This window comes from Kribbella sp. NPDC023855 (genome assembly GCF_040639475.1).
Classification (GTDB): domain Bacteria; phylum Actinomycetota; class Actinomycetes; order Propionibacteriales; family Kribbellaceae; genus Kribbella.
Window position 1 is genome coordinate 166,733 of record NZ_JBFAAA010000008.1, and the last position, 16,470, is coordinate 183,202.

The window sequence follows — 16,470 nt, forward strand, 5'->3', positions numbered from 1 at the left end:
TGATGCCGAGCGGACGCAGTTCCTTCGTAGTGGTGGCCAACCGGTTGCCGGTCGATCGAATCGAGATGCCCGACGGTACGACGGCCTGGCGGCGCAGCCCCGGTGGTCTGGTGACCGCCCTGGCGCCCGTCATGCAGCGGCACCAGGGCGCCTGGATCGGCTGGACCGGTGGCGCCGACGAGAAGCTGGACCCGTTCGACGAGGGCGGCATGCACCTGGTCCCGGTGACGCTGTCCACCGAGGACATCAAGCTGTACTACGAGGGCTTCTCCAACGCGACGCTCTGGCCGCTCTACCACGACGTGATCGTGGCGCCGGAGTTCCACCGCGAGTGGTGGGAGTCCTACGTCGCGGTGAACCGGCGGTTCGCCGAGGCGGCCGCCGAAGCGGCTGACGACAACGCGGTGGTCTGGGTGCACGACTACCAGTTGCAGTTGGTCCCGGCGATGCTGCGCCGGCTGCGTCCCGACGTACGGATCGGCTTCTTCCTGCACATCCCGTTCCCGCCCACCGAGCTGTTCGCGCAGATGCCGTGGCGCCGGCAGATCCTCGACGGGCTGATGGGCGCCGACCTGGTCGGCTTCCAGCGGCCGGGAGCCGCCTCGAACTTCGCCCGGCTCGCGCGCAACCGGATGGGACTGCGCACCCGGGGCGACCGGATCCACCTGCCCGACGACCGGATCGTGCGCGCCAAGGCGTTCCCGATCTCGATCGACGTCGGCGAGCTGGAGCAGATCGCCCGCCAGCCGGAGACGCTGGCCCGCGCCGCCGAGATGCGCGAGGAGGTCGGCAACCCCGCGCACATCCTGCTCGGCGTCGACCGGCTCGACTACACCAAGGGCATCCGGCAGCGGCTGCGCGCCTTCGGTGAACTCCTGGACGAGAAGCGCGTCTCGGTGGACGACGCCGTCTTCATCCAGGTGGCCACGCCGTCGCGCGAGCGGGTCGAGCAGTACCGGGTCCTGCGTGACGAGATCGAGCTGCTGGTCGGCCGGATCAACGGTGAGCACGGCCGGATCGGCACGCCCGCGATCAACTACCTGCACACGTCGTACTCGCGCACCGAGATGGCCGCGCTGTTCCGGGCCGCCGACGTCGCGGTGGTGACGCCGCTGCGGGACGGGATGAACCTGGTCGCGAAGGAGTACGTCGCCTGCCGGTACGACGACACCGGCGCGCTGGTGCTGAGCGAGTTCGCCGGCGCGGCCGACGAGTTCCGGCAGGCGTTCCTGGTGAACCCGCACGACATCAACGGCATGAAGGACACCATCGTCGACGCGATGAACACCGACGACCGCCAGCTCGGCCGCCGGATGAAGGCGATGCGCAAGCACCTGGCCGCCCACGACGTGAATGTGTGGGCAGCCTCTTTCCTGAAGGCGTTGCATGCAGAGGATTGATGCCGTTGGCGGGCGGATTCTTGCCCTTGACCTTGGGACGTCTTCTGCTCGTGCGCTGGTGCTTTCGGCGGATGCTTCGCCGGTAGCCGGGGCGTTGGCTCGGCACAAGGTGTTGCCGCTTTACGGGGCTGCGGGTGAGGCGACGCTCGACCTGCACGGGTACGTCGAGGGGCTGCTCGGCTGTCTCGACGAGCTCGAGCAGAACGGCCACCTGGTCGGCCTCACCGCGATCGTGATCTCCTCGCAGTGGCACTCGATTGTTGCCCTGGACAACAGAGGCGTTCCGCTCACCCCGGTGGTCCCGTGGGTCGACACCCGCTCGGTCGCCCCGACGCTCGACCCGGCCTTCGACGAGCACGCCTTCCACGCCCGGACCGGATCCTGGTTGCACCGCTTGTACTGGACCCGGCGCATCCCCTGGCTCCGGTCGATCACCACACCTTCGTCGTACGCCGGACTCCCCGATCTCGTCCTCGAGCGGCTGACCGGCGAGCGGGTCACCTCGGTGTCCATCGCGTCGGGCACCGGCACACTCGACCTCGCCAAAGGCGTGTACGACGAGGAAGCACTGACCGTGGCAGGTGTTTCGGCCGCCCAACTACCTCCGATCGTGCCGACCGGCTGGACCGGCAAGCTGTCGGCCGAGTACGCGAGACGCTGGCCGGGGCTGGTCGGCGTACCGGTTCATCCGCCCACCGGTGACGGCGCCGCGTCCAACGTCGGCACCGGCGCGTACGACGAGACCACGGCAGCCGTCACAGTCGGTACGTCGGCCGCCGTGCGCGTCGTCCACCCGATCGAGGGCGCGCCGGAGTTGCCGTGGGAGCTGTGGCGTTACCGCGTCGACGATCGGCACGCCGTGACCGGGATGGCCTTCTCGGCGGCGGGAAACCTGCATGCGTGGCTGACCGGCGTACTGCGGCTCGACGCCCCCGAGCCCACCGGTGTGGAGATCGGCTCTTCGCGCGTGATCGCGATCCCGTTCCAGGCCGGGACGCGGCCGCCACACGTCGTACCGAGTGGTTCCGGTGTGTACTTCGGACTGTCGTTCGACGACACCGCCGCCGACCTGTTGGCCGCTTCGCTGCAAGGCGCCTCGCTGGAGATCGACCGCGGCCTGCGGATGCTCGACGCGCTCTTCGGGCGGCCGCTGCAGGTCGTCCTGGGTGGTGGCGGCATCGACGCGTCCGCGTGGTGGCGCCGCTGCCTGACCGCGACCTTCGACCGCCCGACCGACGTCTGCTCGGAAGCCGAGGTCGGCGCGCGCGGTGCCGCCGCGGTCGCCCTGAACCTGTCGCCAGTGCCCGGCGGAGAACATCTTGAGCCGGTCCCCGCCGAGGTCGAGCGCATCACCCTCCTCCGCCCCCGCTACGAAGCACTCCGCGCACTCGCCGTCCAAGCCACCGGAGCAGACTCTTGAAAAGCACGCCCGAGGACGTCGAGAAGCTGCTCGCCGCGGACATCGTCGTGATTGCCGCCGAGGCTTTCGGACCGACCTTCGAGAGCACCGGGCTCGGCGGGCAGGCCCAGTCGATGCGGGTGGTCAAGTCCATCCGCCAGCAGTTCGGTTTCCGCTGGAACAACCCCGCGGAGTACGCCGTGAAGGCGGTGGCTCTCGAGGTCGAGTTGCTCTACGAACAGGCCCGCGTCGCCTCCCGCAACAACAGCGGCCAACTGGTGCTGCTATCGCGCGGAGCCCAGCTGAAGGGCGCCCCCGACCGGGTCGCCGCCCTCCGCGAACTGCTCTGACGGTTCGAGCGGCCTCGAAAAGCTGTCCCGGTGAATCATCGCGCGGCTAGCTTCCGGAGAGTCCCTTCCGCTATGTAGGAGGCACTCCGCAGATGCGTTTCCGCTTGGCGCTCGCCGCCGCTGCAACCCTCGCTCTCACCGCTCCCGCTGCCCCGGCACTCGCCGTACCGGCAGCCGCAACTTCTTCCAGCGCTTCGCTCGTGTTCGGCGCCTGCCCCACCGACATCGCGCAGTCCTTCCCCGCGCTGACCTGTGCCAACCTGTCAGTGCCGGTGGACTACACCCGGCCGTTCGGCGCCACCATCTCCCTGCTGGTGACCAAGCACGCGGCCAAGGACCCGGCCAAGCGGCTCGGCTCCCTGGTGCTCAACCCCGGCGGCCCTGGTGGCGGCGGGGCCAGCTACGCCGGCACTCTCACCAAGCCCGACGCGACCGGCTTCACCCGCCTCGAACCCGCAGTACTGGACGCCTACGACGTGATCGGGTTCGACCCTCGTGGGGTCGAACACAGCTCCCCCATCAGCTGCGCGGAACCGGACTACTTCACTCCACCGCAGCCGGATCCTGACCTCCCTGCCAAGCGAGACGAGCTCTGGAAGATCTGGGCCGGCTATGCGGACGGTTGCGCGGCCAAGTCCGGTGCGCTGCTGCCGCATCTGGGCACCGAGAACGTCGCCCGCGATCTCGACCGTCTCCGTGGAGCCCTCGGGGACGCCAAGCTCAACTACGTCGGCTTCTCGTACGGCACCTACCTTGGCGCCGTGTACGGGAAGCTCTACCCGCACAACGTGGGCCGGATGATTCTCGACGGCAACATCGACCCGACTCCGCAGGACGTTTGGTACCGGGCGTCTCTCAACCAGGCCGCCGCGATGCAGAAGCGGTTCGACAGCTACCTCGGCTGGATCGCGCGGTACGACAACGTCTTCCACCTCGGCAAGACCTTCGCCGCCGTCCAGGCCAACTGGAACAGGACCCTCACCGACTTCCGTACGTCGCCCCGCGGCGCCACCGGCGGCAGCGAACTGCTCAGCACCGCCCTCGGGATGATGTACTCCGAATCCAACTGGACCCCGTTCGCCCAGGCGATCAGCGCGTACGCCGTCGGCGGGGACGACGGTCCGCTCGCCGAGTTCGCCGCGCCGTACCTCGCACCGGACGCCGAACAGGCGCTGGCCGTCTTCAACGCGGTGGTCTGCTCCGACTCCGTCTGGCCGCGCGACCGGGCCACCTGGGAACGCGATACCGCCCAGGTCGCCAAGACGTCGCAGTTCGCCTGGTACAACGTCTTCACCAGCGCGTGCCACAGCTGGCCGGTCGCGACCAAGGGCCGTCCGGAGATCACCGGCGAGGACCTGCCGGGCATCCTGATGTACAACACGATCGGCGATCCGGCGACGCCGTACGAGGGTGCGCTGAAGTTGCACGCCGCGCTGCCCACATCGGTTCTGGTGACTGAGCGGGACTCGGGCAAGCACTGTGTCTTCGCCAACTCGCGGGCCGCGGTCAACCCGGCCGCGAACGCGATCGGTACGAAGTACCTGCTGACCGGCGAGCTGCCCAAGGCGGACACCTCGGTGCCGGGCCATGCGCTGCCGATGCCCACGCCGGGGAAGGCGAAGGTGGTCAGGACCGACCGGATCTCGCCGGTGGAGTGACGGTCGTACTGCGTACGTAGTACTGGCTGGATACGGCCGGCGGACGACGCGTCCGCCGGCCGTGCACACGTAGAGTGAGGGAATGGCGGCAAGCCCGCGGTTCGCGGGGTTCAAAGTGCATCCGGTGGCGTGCGATCACGCCATCGTGCTCACTGTGCTCGCGATCAACCTGCTGCGCCCGGGCGCGAAGCACGGCGATCCCCAGATCGAGCTGACCGTCACCGGCACCCTCCTGATCCTGCTCGCCTGCCTGCCGCTCGCCTTCCGTCGGCAGGCCCCGCTCACCGTCTTGGTCCTCACCTCGCTGGCAGCGATCGCCTATACGGCCAGCGTCCAGGTCAAGAGCCCGATCGTCCTCCCGCTGGCGTGCGCGATCTACACCGTGGTGACTCACAAGGACCGGCGCACCCGCTCGATCGCGGTCGGCGTGGCCGTCGTGGCGATGGTCGGCACGACCACGCTGTTCGTCGACGGCGACCTGCTGGAGAACCTCCCGGTCGCGATCTTCGTCCTGTTCGCCGGCGCCATCGGCGAGGCGGTGCGCTACCGCCGTGCCTACCTGCACGAACTGGAGGAGCGCGTCCGGCGCGCCGAGCAGACCCGCGAAGAGGAGGCCGAGCGGCGGGTGATCGAGGAGCGGTTGCGGATCGCGCACGAGTTGCACGACGTGATCGCCCATCACATCGCCTTGATGAACGTGCAGGCCGGCGTCGCCTCGCACCTGCTCCGCGAGCAGCCCGACGAGGCCGACCGCGCGCTCCTGCTGGTCCGCGAGGGCGGCCGGACGGTGCTGCAGGAGCTGACCGTGCTTCTCGGCGTACTGCGTCGCTCCGGCTTGGGCTCGCTGCCGACCACGCCGACGCCTTCCCTGCAAGAGATCGGTGCGCTGATCGAGTCCTCCACCGCGGCCGGGCTGGTGGTCGACTGGCAGCCACCGGTGTCGCTGCAACTGCCGGACGTGATCGAGCTGACGACGTACCGGATCCTGCAGGAATCCCTGACCAACGTGGTGAAACACGCTCCCGGCGCTGCAGTCCGGATCCGCATCGAGCACGAGCCCGGCTCTCTCACGGTCGAGATCACCGATGACGGCGGCCACCCGGAGACGCCGTACCGGACCACCTCGGTGGATCCGGTCGGCGCCGGCCACGGGCTGCTGGGGATGCGCGAGCGAGTGACCGCTGTCGGCGGCGAACTGACGGCAGGACCGTTGCCCGCCGGGGGTTTCCGCGTCCGGGCCGTACTTCCTTTGGAGACTGGTGGAGCCACACGTGACGATCCGGGTACTGCTGGCCGACGACCAGACGCTGATCCGCAGCGGGTTCCGAGTACTGGTGAACTCAGCACCGGGTCTAGAGGTCGTTGCTGAGGCGGCGAACGGCCGGGAGGCGGTCGAGCGGGCCCGCAGCGAGCGTGCCGACGTGGTGCTGATGGACATCCGGATGCCCGACGTCGACGGCCTGGAGGCCACCCGGCAGATCACCGCGGACGAGTCGCTGGCCGGGGTGAAGGTGCTGATCCTGACCACCTTCGAGGTGGACGAGTATGTCTTCGAGGCGATCCGGGCCGGTGCCAGCGGCTTCCTCGGCAAGAGCGTCGAGCCGGACGAGCTGATCAACGCGATCCAGGTGGTCGCGCGGGGAGACGCGTTGCTGTCGCCGAAAGCCGTCCGGGGGTTGATGAATCGCTTCCTCGCCCAACCTGAGCTGGAGCAGTTGGCCGCCCCTGCACTGCTGGAGGTGCTGACCGACCGGGAGCGCGAAGTGGTCGGGCTGGTCGCGCTCGGGCTGTCCAACGACGAGATCGCCGAGCGGTTGGTGGTTTCGCCGCTGACCGCCAAGACGCATGTGAACCGGGCGATGGTGAAACTCGACGCCCGCGACCGCGCGCAACTCGTCGTGATCGCTTATCGCACCGGGCTGGTCCGCAGCGGAGTACAACCACTGCAGTAGCTCGTACGGCATCCGCAGTACGGCGAGAAGCCCACACCTGATGGACGCGGACTACGGGGTGCCGGCGGAACGATCGTCGGCATGGCTACCTATCTCTACCGGCTCGGCCGGTTCGCGTTCCGCCGGCGCAAGCTCGTGGTGTTCGTCTGGCTGGCGCTGCTCGCCGCGGGCATCGCGGGCGCCACCACGTTGTCCGGGCCGACCGCCACGGGCTTCTCCATCCCCGGCACCGAGTCGCAGCGGGCGGTCGATCTGCTCGACGAGCGGTTCCCGCAGGCCGGTGCGGATGCCGGAACCGCCCGGATCGTCTTCGAGGCGCCGCCAGGGCAAAAGCTCAGCGATCCGGCCAACACCGCGACCGTGCGGAGCACGCTCGCGCGGCTGGCCACCGCTCCCCAGGTCGAGCGAGTCGTGGATCCCTTTACTGCCAAGGCGATCTCGCCCGACGGGAGGGTCGGCTACGCGCAGGTCGCCTACCAGGTGCCCGCTCAGGAAGTGACGCCCGAGGCCAAGGAGGCGGTTGCCTCCGCGGTCGAGCCCGCTCGTGCAAGCGGCCTGACGGTCGAGTACGGCGGTGACGCGATGCAGGTCCAGGACGAGCAGAGCCTGACCGAGGTGATCGGCATCGGCGTGGCCGCCGTGGTCCTGCTGATCACGTTCGGCTCGCTGATCGCGGCCGGTCTGCCGTTGCTCTCGGCACTCATCGGGATCGGCATCGGCGCGTCCCTGATCACGGCGGCGACCGGGTTCATCGACATCGGCGAGGGGACGACGGTCCTGGCCTTCATGATCGGTCTTGCGGTGTCGATCGACTATGCGCTGTTCATCATGTCCCGGTACCGGCACGAGTTGAGCAACGGACTGGAACCGGAGGAAGCCGTCGGCCGGGCGGTCGGCACGGCCGGCTCCGCCGTGGTGTTCGCCGGACTGACCGTGGTGATCGCGCTCGCCGGGCTGTTCGTCGTCGGTATCCCCTTCCTGACCGAGATGGGTCTGGGAGCAGCGTTCACAGTCGCCATCGCCGTTGCCATCGCTCTCACTCTGCTGCCGGCCCTGCTGGGCATGGCCGGACGTCGCGTCCTCGGTGGCCGCATCCCCGGTCTGCGCGGCGGCGACCCGGAGGCGGCGGACAAGCCGACCATGGGCCGCCGCTGGGCGGGCTTCGTCACCCGGCGACCGATCGCCGTGTTGCTGGTGAGCGTCATCGGGCTGGGCGCGTTGGCCATCCCCGCCCTCGACCTGGAGCTCGGGCTGCCGGACGACAGTTCCGCGGCTGTGGACTCGACCCAGCGCAGGGCCTACGAGATGTTGTCGGAGGGATTCGGCCCGGGCTTCAACGGACCACTGATGCTGGTCGTCGACGCCGCCGGGGCAGCTGACCCGAAGGCCGCCGCGGAGAGTACTGCGAACGCAGTACGGGGGCTGGCGGATGTGGCTGTCGTGACTCCGGCGATGTTCAACCCGGCCGGGGACACCGCGTTGATGACAGTGATCCCGGCGAGCGGCCCGAGTGCGCCCGAGACCAAGGAGCTCGTCGAGGCGATCAGGTCCACGCCGGAGGCGGCCGGTGCCGAGGTCTCGGTGACGGGGGCGACCGCATTCAACATCGACATCTCCGCCAAGCTCGGCGACGCGCTGCTCCCGTATCTCTCGTTGATCATCGGCTTGGCCTTCATCCTGCTGATGATCGTGTTCCGCTCGGTCCTGGTGCCGTTGAAGGCCACGCTCGGCTTCCTGCTGACGGTGGCCGCCACGTTCGGCGCGGTGGTCGCGGTGTTCCAGTGGGGCTGGCTCGCCGGGCTGTTCGGCATCGAGGGGCAGGCGGGACCGATCATCAGCATGCTGCCGGTCTTCCTGGTCGGCATCGTGTTCGGCCTCGCGATGGACTACCAGGTCTTCCTGGTCACCCGGATGCGCGAGGAACACGTACACGGCTCCCCCGCGGGCGCCGCCGTCGTGGACGGTTTCGCGCACGGGTCGCGGGTGGTGACGGCGGCCGCGGTGATCATGATCGCGGTCTTCTCCGGCTTCATCCTGTCCAGCGAGATCCTGGTCCGCGAGATCGGGTTCGGCCTGGCCTTCGCGATCCTGGTCGACGCCTTCGTGGTCCGGATGACGATCGTGCCCGCGGTGATGGCCCTGCTCGGCCGCTCGGCCTGGTGGCTGCCCCGCTGGCTGGACCGGCTGCTGCCGAACGTCGACATCGAGGGCGAGAAGCTCCGCCGGCAACTCGACCACGTCGTACCGGAGTCCGCCGCGGAGCCGGAACTGACCTACCGCTGAGAACGATCGGCCCGCAGGGTGACGGTGGCCACTGACAGTGACAGTGCTGACCTGGATGATGAGCGCCATGCTGCGCTCGATGATGAAGTCCAAGGTCCACCGGGCCACCGTCACCCAGGCCGACCTCGACTACGTCGGGTCCTGCACGCTGGACGCGACCTTGATGGAAGCGGCCAACCTGCTGCCCGGTGAACAGGTCGACATCGTCGACATCACCAACGGCAACCGGCTGACCACCTACCTGATCGAAGGGCCGCGGGACACCGGCATCGTCGGCATCAACGGCGCCGCGGCCCACCTGATCCATCCCGGCGACCTGGTCATCCTGATCGCGTACGGGCTGTTCGACACCGCGGAGGCCAAGATCTTCGAGCCGAGCGTAGTCTTCGTGGACGGGCACAATGCGATCACCCGGATCGGCTCCGACCCCGCCGAGGTGCTGCCGGACAGCGGCACGCTCCGCGGCGACCAACTGCACACCGCGCGCTGAGATGAGGATGGCTCGACGATGAGCGACAGCACGGACAAGGCTCCCAAGACCGCGACCCACGACAGCCCCACGAACGAGAAGCTGCGCGAGTTCATGAACTCGGGCTGGGGCCCGACCGAGCGTGAGGACGTCACTCTCAGTGACGTCGGCACCTGGGCGGCGAAGCGGCGCGACGCCCTGTCGCAGGCGTTCCCCGGTGAGCGGCTGGTGATCCCGGCCGGCACCTACAAGGTCCGCTCGAACGACACCGACTACGCGTTCCGCCCGCACACCGACTACGTCTGGCTGGTCGGCGACCAGACCTCCGACGCGGTCCTGGTGCTGGAGCCGAACGGGACCAGTGGCCACGACTCGGTGCTCTACTTCCGGCCCCGCGCGGACCGCAGCGAGGGCGAGGAGTTCTGGCGCGACCGGATGTACGGCGAACTGTGGGCCGGCCGGCGTCCGTCGCTGACCGAGACCGCCAAGGAGTTCGGCCTCGAGACCCGGCACGTCGACGCGCTCGCCGACGTCCTGAAGAGCGACGTCCCGACCCGGGTCCGGCGCGGCGAGGACAGCTCGATCGCCTCCTTGCTGAGCGGCGCCAAGACCGACGCCGACCGCGACGGCGAGCTCGCCTTCACCCTGTCCGAGCTCCGGCTGGTCAAGGACGCCTTCGAGATCGAGCAGCTGCGCGAGGCGTGCGCGATCACCCACCGGGGCTTCTCCGACGTCCTGGCCGACATGGACAAGGTCCGCCAGTACGGCGAACGCTGGATCGAGGGCACCTTCTGGCGCCGCGCCCGCGCGGAGGGCAACGACGTCGGCTACACGTCGATCGCCGCCGCCGGACCGCACGCGACCACGCTGCACTGGATCGAGAACGACGGCCCGGTGAACGACGGCACGCTGATGCTGCTCGACATGGGCGTCGAGAACCGCAACCTCTACACCGCGGACGTCACCCGCACGCTCCCGGTGAACGGCGAGTTCACCCCGCGCCAGCGCGAGCTCTACCAACTGGTGCTGGACGCCCAGAACGCAGGCATCGCCGCGCTCAAGCCCGGCGTTCCCTTCCGCGCCGGCCACGAAGCATCCATCGAGGTACTGGTCCGCGGGCTGGAGGCGATGGAGCTCCTTCCGGTCACCGCCGACGAGGCCCTCGACCCGAGCAGCGGCATCTACCAGCGCTACACGTTGCACGGCGTCAGCCACATGCTCGGCCTCGACGTGCACGACTGCGCGGCCGCCCGCAACGAGAAGTACAACAAGGGCAACCTCGAGGCCGGCTACGTCCTCACCGTCGAGCCCGGCCTCTACTTCCAGGCCGAAGACCTGACCGTCCCCGAGGACCTCCGCGGCATCGGCATCCGCATCGAAGACGACATCCTCGTCACCGCGGACGGCACCGAAAACCTCTCCGGCTCCATGCCCCGGGAAATCGAAGCAGTCCAGAACTGGATGACCAACTAACCACCCGAACCCACTGGGCCGCTGGCCCCTTAGCTGACCGATGGCCTGCTGGAGCGGGCCATCGGTCACCTAGCGAGTCATCGAGGCGGCCGCTCGGGGTCAGCGGAGTTGGAAGGCTCGACGGTAGGCCTGGGGGGACAGGTGGACCCGCCGGGTGAAGTGTTGGCGGAGGTTGATGGCGGTGCCGAAGCCGCAGTGGGCGGCGATCTCCTCGATTGAGAGGGCTGTGGTCTCCAGCAGCTCCTGGGCGTGACGCACGCGTTGGGTGAGCAGCCACTGGAGTGGCGTCGTCCCGGTCTGTTCGTGGAAGCGCCGGTTGAGGCTCCGCGGGCTGACGGCCGCCTGCCGGGCGATGTCGGCCAGCGTCAACGGCTCGCCGAGGTGGTCGCGCATCCACCGCATCGTCGGCTCCAGCGAGCCACTGTCATCCGTGGGCTCGTGGTGGACGATGAACTGCGCCTGGTCGCCGGCCCGTTGCGGCGCGACCACCACCTGGCGGGCGACCTCGGCCGCGACCGCCGCTCCGAAATCGTTGCGCACCATGTGAACACACAGGTCGAGGCCGGTTGCCGCTCCTGCTGACGTGAGTACGTCGCCCTCGTCGACGAACAACACGTTGGCGTCGACCTCGACCAGCGGGAACTCCTGAGCCAGGTACCCGGCCGAGGTCCAGTGCGTTGTCGCCCGGCGTCCGTCCAGCAGCCCGGCCGCGGCCAGCATGAAGGCGCCACTGCAGATCGATGCGATTCGGGCGCCACGCTCGTGCGCCTGCCGCAGTACGTCGAGCACTTCGGCGGGCGGCTCGGTGGTCAGGCGAGCGCCCGGCACGACCACAGTGTCGGCGGTCACCGCCTCTGCCAGGTCATAGGGAGCGGTGAGGTTGAACAGCTCCCGGCCGTCGCGGCCGGTGACCACGAGCCCGGGTCGCTCCCCACACACGATCACGTCGTACAGCGGATCTCCGTACGACGTACCCGGATCCTCGCCCCGGGACCGCGCGGACCCGAACACCTCACCCGGGATCGCGAGATCGAGACTGTCCACCCGGTCGACGGCCAGTACGGCGACACGATGCATGTCAACAATCTATCGGAGATGGGCATTCTTGCCACTGTTGGCCGCGAACGAGCCTGACGACGATGAGCGGATGATCCTCCTGCACCTTGTCATCCAGCTCATCGTGTACGCCGTCGCCCTTTCCTTGCTGGCCCTCCTGGGCCGCTTCGCCGACCAACTGTCCCGGCCCGCCGTTCATCACCGTCCCGGCAAGGTGAGACAACGGACTCCTAGCTGACTTGACTGAAGTATAGTCAGCCAGAGTCGGCACAACAGTGCTGACTCTGGCTGGAAGCGGAAGGGGGCGGGGGGTGAGGCCGACCGGCGCAATCCCCCAGTCGACCATGACTCAATTGCGTGGATCTGCCGCCGAGACTCTGGGCGAGGCGCCGCCGGTGCGGGATCGCTCGAACCTGATCCTGCTGGTGCTCTGCTCAGCGGCGTTCATGGCACTACTGGATGTTTTCGTGGTCAATGTCGCCTTCACGGCGATTGGTGACAGCTACTCCGGTTCAGAGCTGTCGGATCTGAGCTGGGTTCTGAACGGCTACACCATCGTCTATGCCGCGTTGCTCATTCCGGCCGGGCGGCTGGCCGACCGGCACGGGCGAAAAGCCGGGTTCATCGCCGGTGTCGCGTTGTTCTCACTGGCGAGCCTGGCCTGCGCCTTCGCCCCGTCTCTGTGGTGGCTCGTCGCCTTCCGGGTGCTCCAGGCGGCCGGCGCCGCGGCGTTGACGCCGACGAGTCTCGGCTTGCTGCTCACCACGCTTCCGGCCGAACGTCGCGCCGGTGCGGTGAAGATCTGGGCCACCTCGACCGCCCTCGCCGGTGCGATCGGGCCGGTACTCGGCGGCTTGCTGGTGAAGGTGTCGTGGGGGTGGATCTTCCTGATCAACGTGCCGTTGGGCGTGGCCGCCATCGTGGGAGCGGTGCTGTTGCTTCCGGAAACGAAGGACAGCTCGGTCACCAGAATCCCGGACGTCCTGGGTGCCGTCGCGATCGCGATCGGGTTCGGTGGGCTGGCGTTGGCGCTGGTCAAGGGCGGTGAATGGGGGTGGACGGACCGATCCACCCTGCTGGTCTTCGCCGTCACGGTTGCCGCGCTCCTCGTGGTGGCGATCCGGATGGTGAGGCACCCCGTACCGATCATCGATCCGGCCTTGCTGCGGGTTCGATCCTTCTTCTGGTCGAACGTGACGGCCTTGCTGTTCTGCATCGCGTTCGGTGCGGTCCTGCCCAGCGTCATCCTCCGGTTGCAGACCGGTCTGCAGTACGACGCGCTGATCACCGGGCTGGCTGTCGCGCCAGGCCCGCTCCTGGTGCCCTTCGTCGCCGCGTTGGGCCAGCGGCTGGGCAAGCGCATGTCGGCCGGCAAACTTGTTGCCCTCGGCAACGCGTTCGTCGGCCTCGGTGCGGTGCTGATGGCGATCAGCGCTTCGGTCGACGTGAACTACTGGAGCCAGCTGCTCCCTGGCTGGATGCTGGTCGGCGTCGGCGTCGGGTTGGCGCTGCCGAATCTGCTGGCCAAGGCGACGGTCGACCTGCCGCCTGCGCGGGTGTCCACCGGCAGCGCGATCGTGAACACCAGCCGCCAACTGGGCTACGTCCTCGGCGTCACGCTGCTGGTCGCCATCCTCGGCACCCTCACCACCGGCGCAGCCAACAGCCTGGACTCATTCCGCTGGGCCTGGTGGGCAATCGCCACCGTCGGCCTACTCGCAACCTTGACCTCCTTCGGCATCACCACACCATCCCAGCCAAACAAGTAAAAGAGCCGGTCGGCCGGTTGATCGCGGAGGTCGAGCGCGGTCAGCCGGTCGGCTTGTTGTTGGCGCGGATGCCGAGGTGGTCGAGGTCGACCTCGGCGCCGTCGGCGGCGCGGAGCTCGGCACGTACCGGCTCGCCGGTCCGCGTGTCGAAGCGCTGGAGTGGCGCGGGGCCGGGCTGGAGGTACTCGTCACCCCACTGCCAGAGAGCGACGACCGCCGGCAGCAGGTCCAACCCCTTCTGGGTAAGGACGTATTCGTCCCTGGCCCGCTGCCCGTCTTCCTGATAGCGACGCTTTTCCAGCAGGCCGGCTTCGGTGAGCTTCCGCAGTTGCTTGGCGGCGGCCGCGTCGGTGATCCCGACGCGGCCGGCGAAACCGTCGAAGCGGCGGGTGCCGTAGTACGCCTCGCGCAGAATCAGCACCGCCGAACGGGTACCGACGATGTCCAGCGCGCGGGCGATCGAACAGCCGGCCGTGTCCCACGAGCTGAGATCGGCCAGCTCACCTTCCATCACGGCTGCCATACCAGCAATATATCCGTCCGGCTAAAGCCTTCCCGCGCTACCAGATCCGGACGCGATCCTCCGGCGCCAGCCACATCCCGTCGTTCTCCGTGACACCGAAGGCTTCGTGGAAGGCGTCGATGTTGCGAGCGACCGCGTTGCAGCGGAACTCCGGCGGCGAGTGCGGGTCGATGGCCAGCCGGCGGATCGCCTCGGCCTCGCGGGCCTTGGTGGACCAGCCCATCGCCCAGGCCAGGAAGAACCGTTGCGGCCCGGTGAGGTCGCCGATCGTCGGCATCTCCGCGTCGCCGAGGGCGAGCTGGTACGCGACGTAGCTGATCGACAGGCCGCCGAGGTCGCCGATGTTCTCGCCCAGGGTGAGCTCGCCGTTGACGTGGTGACCCGGCGCGTCGGTCGGTTCCAGTACGTCGTACTGCGCGACCAGCTTGGCCGTGCGCTGCTCGAAGGCGGCCCGGTCGTCGTCGGTCCACCAGTCGTTGAGGTTGCCGTCGCCGTCGTACTTCGACCCCTGGTCGTCGAAGCCGTGCCCGATCTCGTGCCCGATCACCGCGCCGATCGCGCCGTAGTTCACCGCGTCGTCGGCGTCGAGGTCGAAGAACGGCGGACGCAGGATCGCGGCCGGGAAGACGATCTCGTTCATCCGCGGGTTGTAGTAGGCGTTGACCGTCTGCGGCGTCATGAACCACTCGGTCTTGTCGATCGGCTGGCCCAGCTTGGCCAGATCGCGGGCGGTCTCCACCGCGACCGAGCGGCGGACGTTGCCGACCAGGTCGTCGGGGCGGATCTCGAGGGCGCTGTAGTCCTTCCACTTGTCCGGGTAGCCGATCTTCGGGGTGAACCGGCCGAGCTTCTCGAGTGCGCGCTGACGCGTCTCCGGGCTCATCCAGTCCAGTGCCTCGATCCGCTGCCGGTAGGCCTCGACCAGGTTGGCGACCAGTTCGACCATCCGGGCCTTGGCGGCCGGCGGGAAGTGCTCGGCGACGTACAGCTGGCCGACCGCCTCACCGAGCGCGGACTCGACGACGCCGACACCGCGCTTCCACCGCTCCCGCAGCTCGGGCGCGCCGGTCAGCGTCTTGCCGTAGAAGTCGAAGTTCTCGTCGACGAAGGCCTGGCTCAGCAGCGGGGCCGCGTTGTGGACGACGCGCCAGCTCAGCCATTCCTTCCAGTGCGCGAGCTCGATCTCCTGCAGCGCCACCGCGGCGGCGGTCAGGTAGTCGGGCTGGCGGACCACCAGCTGGGCGAACGCGTCTTCAGGAACCCCGGCGTTGGACATCCACGCGGACCAGTCGAAGCCAGGGGTGAGCTCCTCGAGCCCTGCCCGGTCCAGCTTGTTGTACGTCGCGGTGACGTCCCGGTTGCGCACCCGGTCCCAGTGGCCCTTGGCCAGCCGGGTCTCGAGCGCCATGATCCGCTCAGCTGCGGCAGTGGAGTCGGGCAGGCCGGCCAGCTCCAGCATCTTGGCCACGTGGGCGACGAAGGCCGTCCGCACTTCGGCGAAGGAGTCCTCGCGGTAGTACGACTCGTCCGGCAGGCTGATGCCGCCCTGGCTCGCGTAGATGATGTATTGGTCGGACTGCCGCGCGTCGATGTCCGCGCCGTAGTAGAAGACGCCGTGCACGCCTTGCAGTTCGAGTTGTCCGAGAGCGCCGACGAGGCCGTCCACGTCCTCGACCGAGGCGACCAGTTCGAGCTGGTCCGCGATCGGGCCGGCGCCGAGCCGCTCGATCGTCTCGGTGTCCATGAAGCTGTTGAACAGGTCGGCGATCTTGCGCGCCTCACTGCCCTCGGGGTGCTCGGTCGCCGCGGTCTTCTCCACGATCGCCCGCACGTCCTGCTCCGCCGCGTCCCAGAGCGCGTGGAAGGCGCCGTAGATCGCCTTGTCCGCGGGAATCTCCGTGCGGTCCAGCCACGGCCCGTTCGCGTACCGGTACAGGTCGTCCTGCGGCCGGACCGTGGTGGACAGATCCGAGCTGTCGATCCCTGCTGTCATACCTGTCCCGCTCCTTCGCTGCTCTGTCCGGCCTGGTGCCACTCACCGTGACATTACCCGTCCGCACCAGCCGCCGGGATGGATATCCACAGCTGCCGCCGAAGGCGCAACCGTCCGCGAGAAGCGGGCCGTCCGTCGTACTGGC

14 protein-coding genes are annotated in these 16,470 nt (G+C 68.7%); 11 read left to right on the forward strand and 3 right to left on the reverse strand.

All coding sequences use genetic code 11. The annotated features are described in order from the left end of the window. Positions 1 to 2 precede the first annotated feature (2 nt). The 9 genes from AB0F51_RS26390 to AB0F51_RS26430 all read left to right on the forward strand — a co-directional run bounded on the left by AB0F51_RS26390 (position 3) and on the right by AB0F51_RS26430 (position 10,984). Positions 3 to 1,400: a trehalose-6-phosphate synthase gene (locus tag AB0F51_RS26390; RefSeq protein ID WP_360284263.1), complete on the forward strand. Its 1,398-nt coding sequence runs from the start codon at positions 3 to 5 to the stop codon at positions 1,398 to 1,400. Beyond that, positions 1,387 to 2,820, forward strand: a complete 1,434-nt coding sequence (locus AB0F51_RS26395) for an FGGY family carbohydrate kinase (protein ID WP_360284264.1) — start codon at positions 1,387 to 1,389, stop codon at positions 2,818 to 2,820. The genes AB0F51_RS26390 and AB0F51_RS26395 overlap by 14 nt, the downstream gene beginning before the upstream one ends. Continuing rightward, positions 2,817 to 3,149, forward strand: a complete 333-nt coding sequence (locus AB0F51_RS26400; RefSeq protein ID WP_360284265.1) for a hypothetical protein — start codon at positions 2,817 to 2,819, stop codon at positions 3,147 to 3,149. Before AB0F51_RS26395 ends, AB0F51_RS26400 begins: the two co-directional genes overlap by 4 nt. Before the next feature lie 92 nt (positions 3,150 to 3,241). After that, positions 3,242 to 4,807 (forward strand): alpha/beta hydrolase, encoded by a 1,566-nt coding sequence (locus AB0F51_RS26405; protein WP_360284266.1) that lies wholly within the window; start codon positions 3,242 to 3,244, stop codon positions 4,805 to 4,807. Between the two features lie 82 nt (positions 4,808 to 4,889). Beyond that, positions 4,890 to 6,176, forward strand: coding sequence for a sensor histidine kinase (locus tag AB0F51_RS26410; RefSeq protein ID WP_360284267.1), 1,287 nt, complete (start codon positions 4,890 to 4,892; stop codon positions 6,174 to 6,176). Next, a complete protein-coding gene (locus AB0F51_RS26415; RefSeq protein WP_360284268.1) occupies positions 6,079 to 6,759 on the forward strand; it encodes a response regulator transcription factor in 681 nt (226 codons plus the stop codon). Before AB0F51_RS26410 ends, AB0F51_RS26415 begins: the two co-directional genes overlap by 98 nt. Positions 6,760 to 6,840: 81 nt before the next feature. Next, positions 6,841 to 9,042, forward strand: coding sequence for an MMPL family transporter (locus tag AB0F51_RS26420; RefSeq protein ID WP_360284269.1), 2,202 nt, complete (start codon positions 6,841 to 6,843; stop codon positions 9,040 to 9,042). A 67-nt stretch (positions 9,043 to 9,109) separates the two neighbouring features. Beyond that, entirely contained in the window at positions 9,110 to 9,532 is a 423-nt protein-coding gene (panD, locus tag AB0F51_RS26425) for an aspartate 1-decarboxylase (RefSeq protein WP_360284460.1), read from the forward strand. An 18-nt stretch (positions 9,533 to 9,550) separates the two neighbouring features. Continuing rightward, complete coding sequence (locus AB0F51_RS26430) at positions 9,551 to 10,984, forward strand: aminopeptidase P family protein (protein ID WP_360284270.1); 1,434 nt, start codon at positions 9,551 to 9,553, stop codon at positions 10,982 to 10,984. Between the two features lie 99 nt (positions 10,985 to 11,083). On the opposite strand, the gene AB0F51_RS26435 is transcribed toward AB0F51_RS26430, so the two are convergent. Further along, a complete protein-coding gene (locus AB0F51_RS26435; protein ID WP_360284271.1) occupies positions 11,084 to 12,061 on the reverse strand; it encodes a helix-turn-helix domain-containing protein in 978 nt (325 codons plus the stop codon). Between the two features lie 70 nt (positions 12,062 to 12,131). Here AB0F51_RS26435 and AB0F51_RS26440 point away from each other — a divergent pair, with 70 nt between their 5' ends. Further along, complete coding sequence (locus AB0F51_RS26440; RefSeq protein WP_360284272.1) at positions 12,132 to 12,278, forward strand: hypothetical protein; 147 nt, start codon at positions 12,132 to 12,134, stop codon at positions 12,276 to 12,278. Between the two features lie 115 nt (positions 12,279 to 12,393). Continuing rightward, a complete protein-coding gene (locus AB0F51_RS26445; protein WP_360284273.1) occupies positions 12,394 to 13,809 on the forward strand; it encodes an MFS transporter in 1,416 nt (471 codons plus the stop codon). A 40-nt stretch (positions 13,810 to 13,849) separates the two neighbouring features. On the opposite strand, the gene AB0F51_RS26450 is transcribed toward AB0F51_RS26445, so the two are convergent. Beyond that, the gene (locus AB0F51_RS26450) at positions 13,850 to 14,332 is read right to left on the reverse strand and encodes a helix-turn-helix domain-containing protein (protein WP_360284274.1); all 483 of its coding nucleotides are present in this window, start codon (positions 14,330 to 14,332) and stop codon (positions 13,850 to 13,852) included. A 37-nt stretch (positions 14,333 to 14,369) separates the two neighbouring features. After that, positions 14,370 to 16,325 carry a M13-type metalloendopeptidase gene (locus tag AB0F51_RS26455; RefSeq protein ID WP_360284275.1) on the reverse strand — a complete coding sequence of 652 codons (1,956 nt, stop codon included), beginning with the start codon at positions 16,323 to 16,325 and terminating at the stop codon, positions 14,370 to 14,372. Positions 16,326 to 16,470 lie beyond the last annotated feature (145 nt).

Coding starts and splice junctions, on each gene's coding strand:
- AB0F51_RS26455 (WP_360284275.1), bottom strand. CDS start 16,325: ATGACAGCAGGGATCGACAGCTCGGATCTGTCCACCACGGTCCGGCCG.
- AB0F51_RS26450 (WP_360284274.1), bottom strand. CDS start 14,332: ATGGCAGCCGTGATGGAAGGTGAGCTGGCCGATCTCAGCTCGTGGGAC.
- AB0F51_RS26405 (WP_360284266.1), top strand. CDS start 3,242: ATGCGTTTCCGCTTGGCGCTCGCCGCCGCTGCAACCCTCGCTCTCACC.
- AB0F51_RS26390 (WP_360284263.1), top strand. CDS start 3: ATGCCGAGCGGACGCAGTTCCTTCGTAGTGGTGGCCAACCGGTTGCCG.
- AB0F51_RS26395 (WP_360284264.1), top strand. CDS start 1,387: ATGCAGAGGATTGATGCCGTTGGCGGGCGGATTCTTGCCCTTGACCTT.
- AB0F51_RS26440 (WP_360284272.1), top strand. CDS start 12,132: ATGATCCTCCTGCACCTTGTCATCCAGCTCATCGTGTACGCCGTCGCC.
- AB0F51_RS26435 (WP_360284271.1), bottom strand. CDS start 12,061: ATGCATCGTGTCGCCGTACTGGCCGTCGACCGGGTGGACAGTCTCGAT.
- AB0F51_RS26420 (WP_360284269.1), top strand. CDS start 6,841: ATGGCTACCTATCTCTACCGGCTCGGCCGGTTCGCGTTCCGCCGGCGC.
- AB0F51_RS26430 (WP_360284270.1), top strand. CDS start 9,551: ATGAGCGACAGCACGGACAAGGCTCCCAAGACCGCGACCCACGACAGC.
- AB0F51_RS26410 (WP_360284267.1), top strand. CDS start 4,890: ATGGCGGCAAGCCCGCGGTTCGCGGGGTTCAAAGTGCATCCGGTGGCG.
- panD (WP_360284460.1), top strand. CDS start 9,110: ATGCTGCGCTCGATGATGAAGTCCAAGGTCCACCGGGCCACCGTCACC.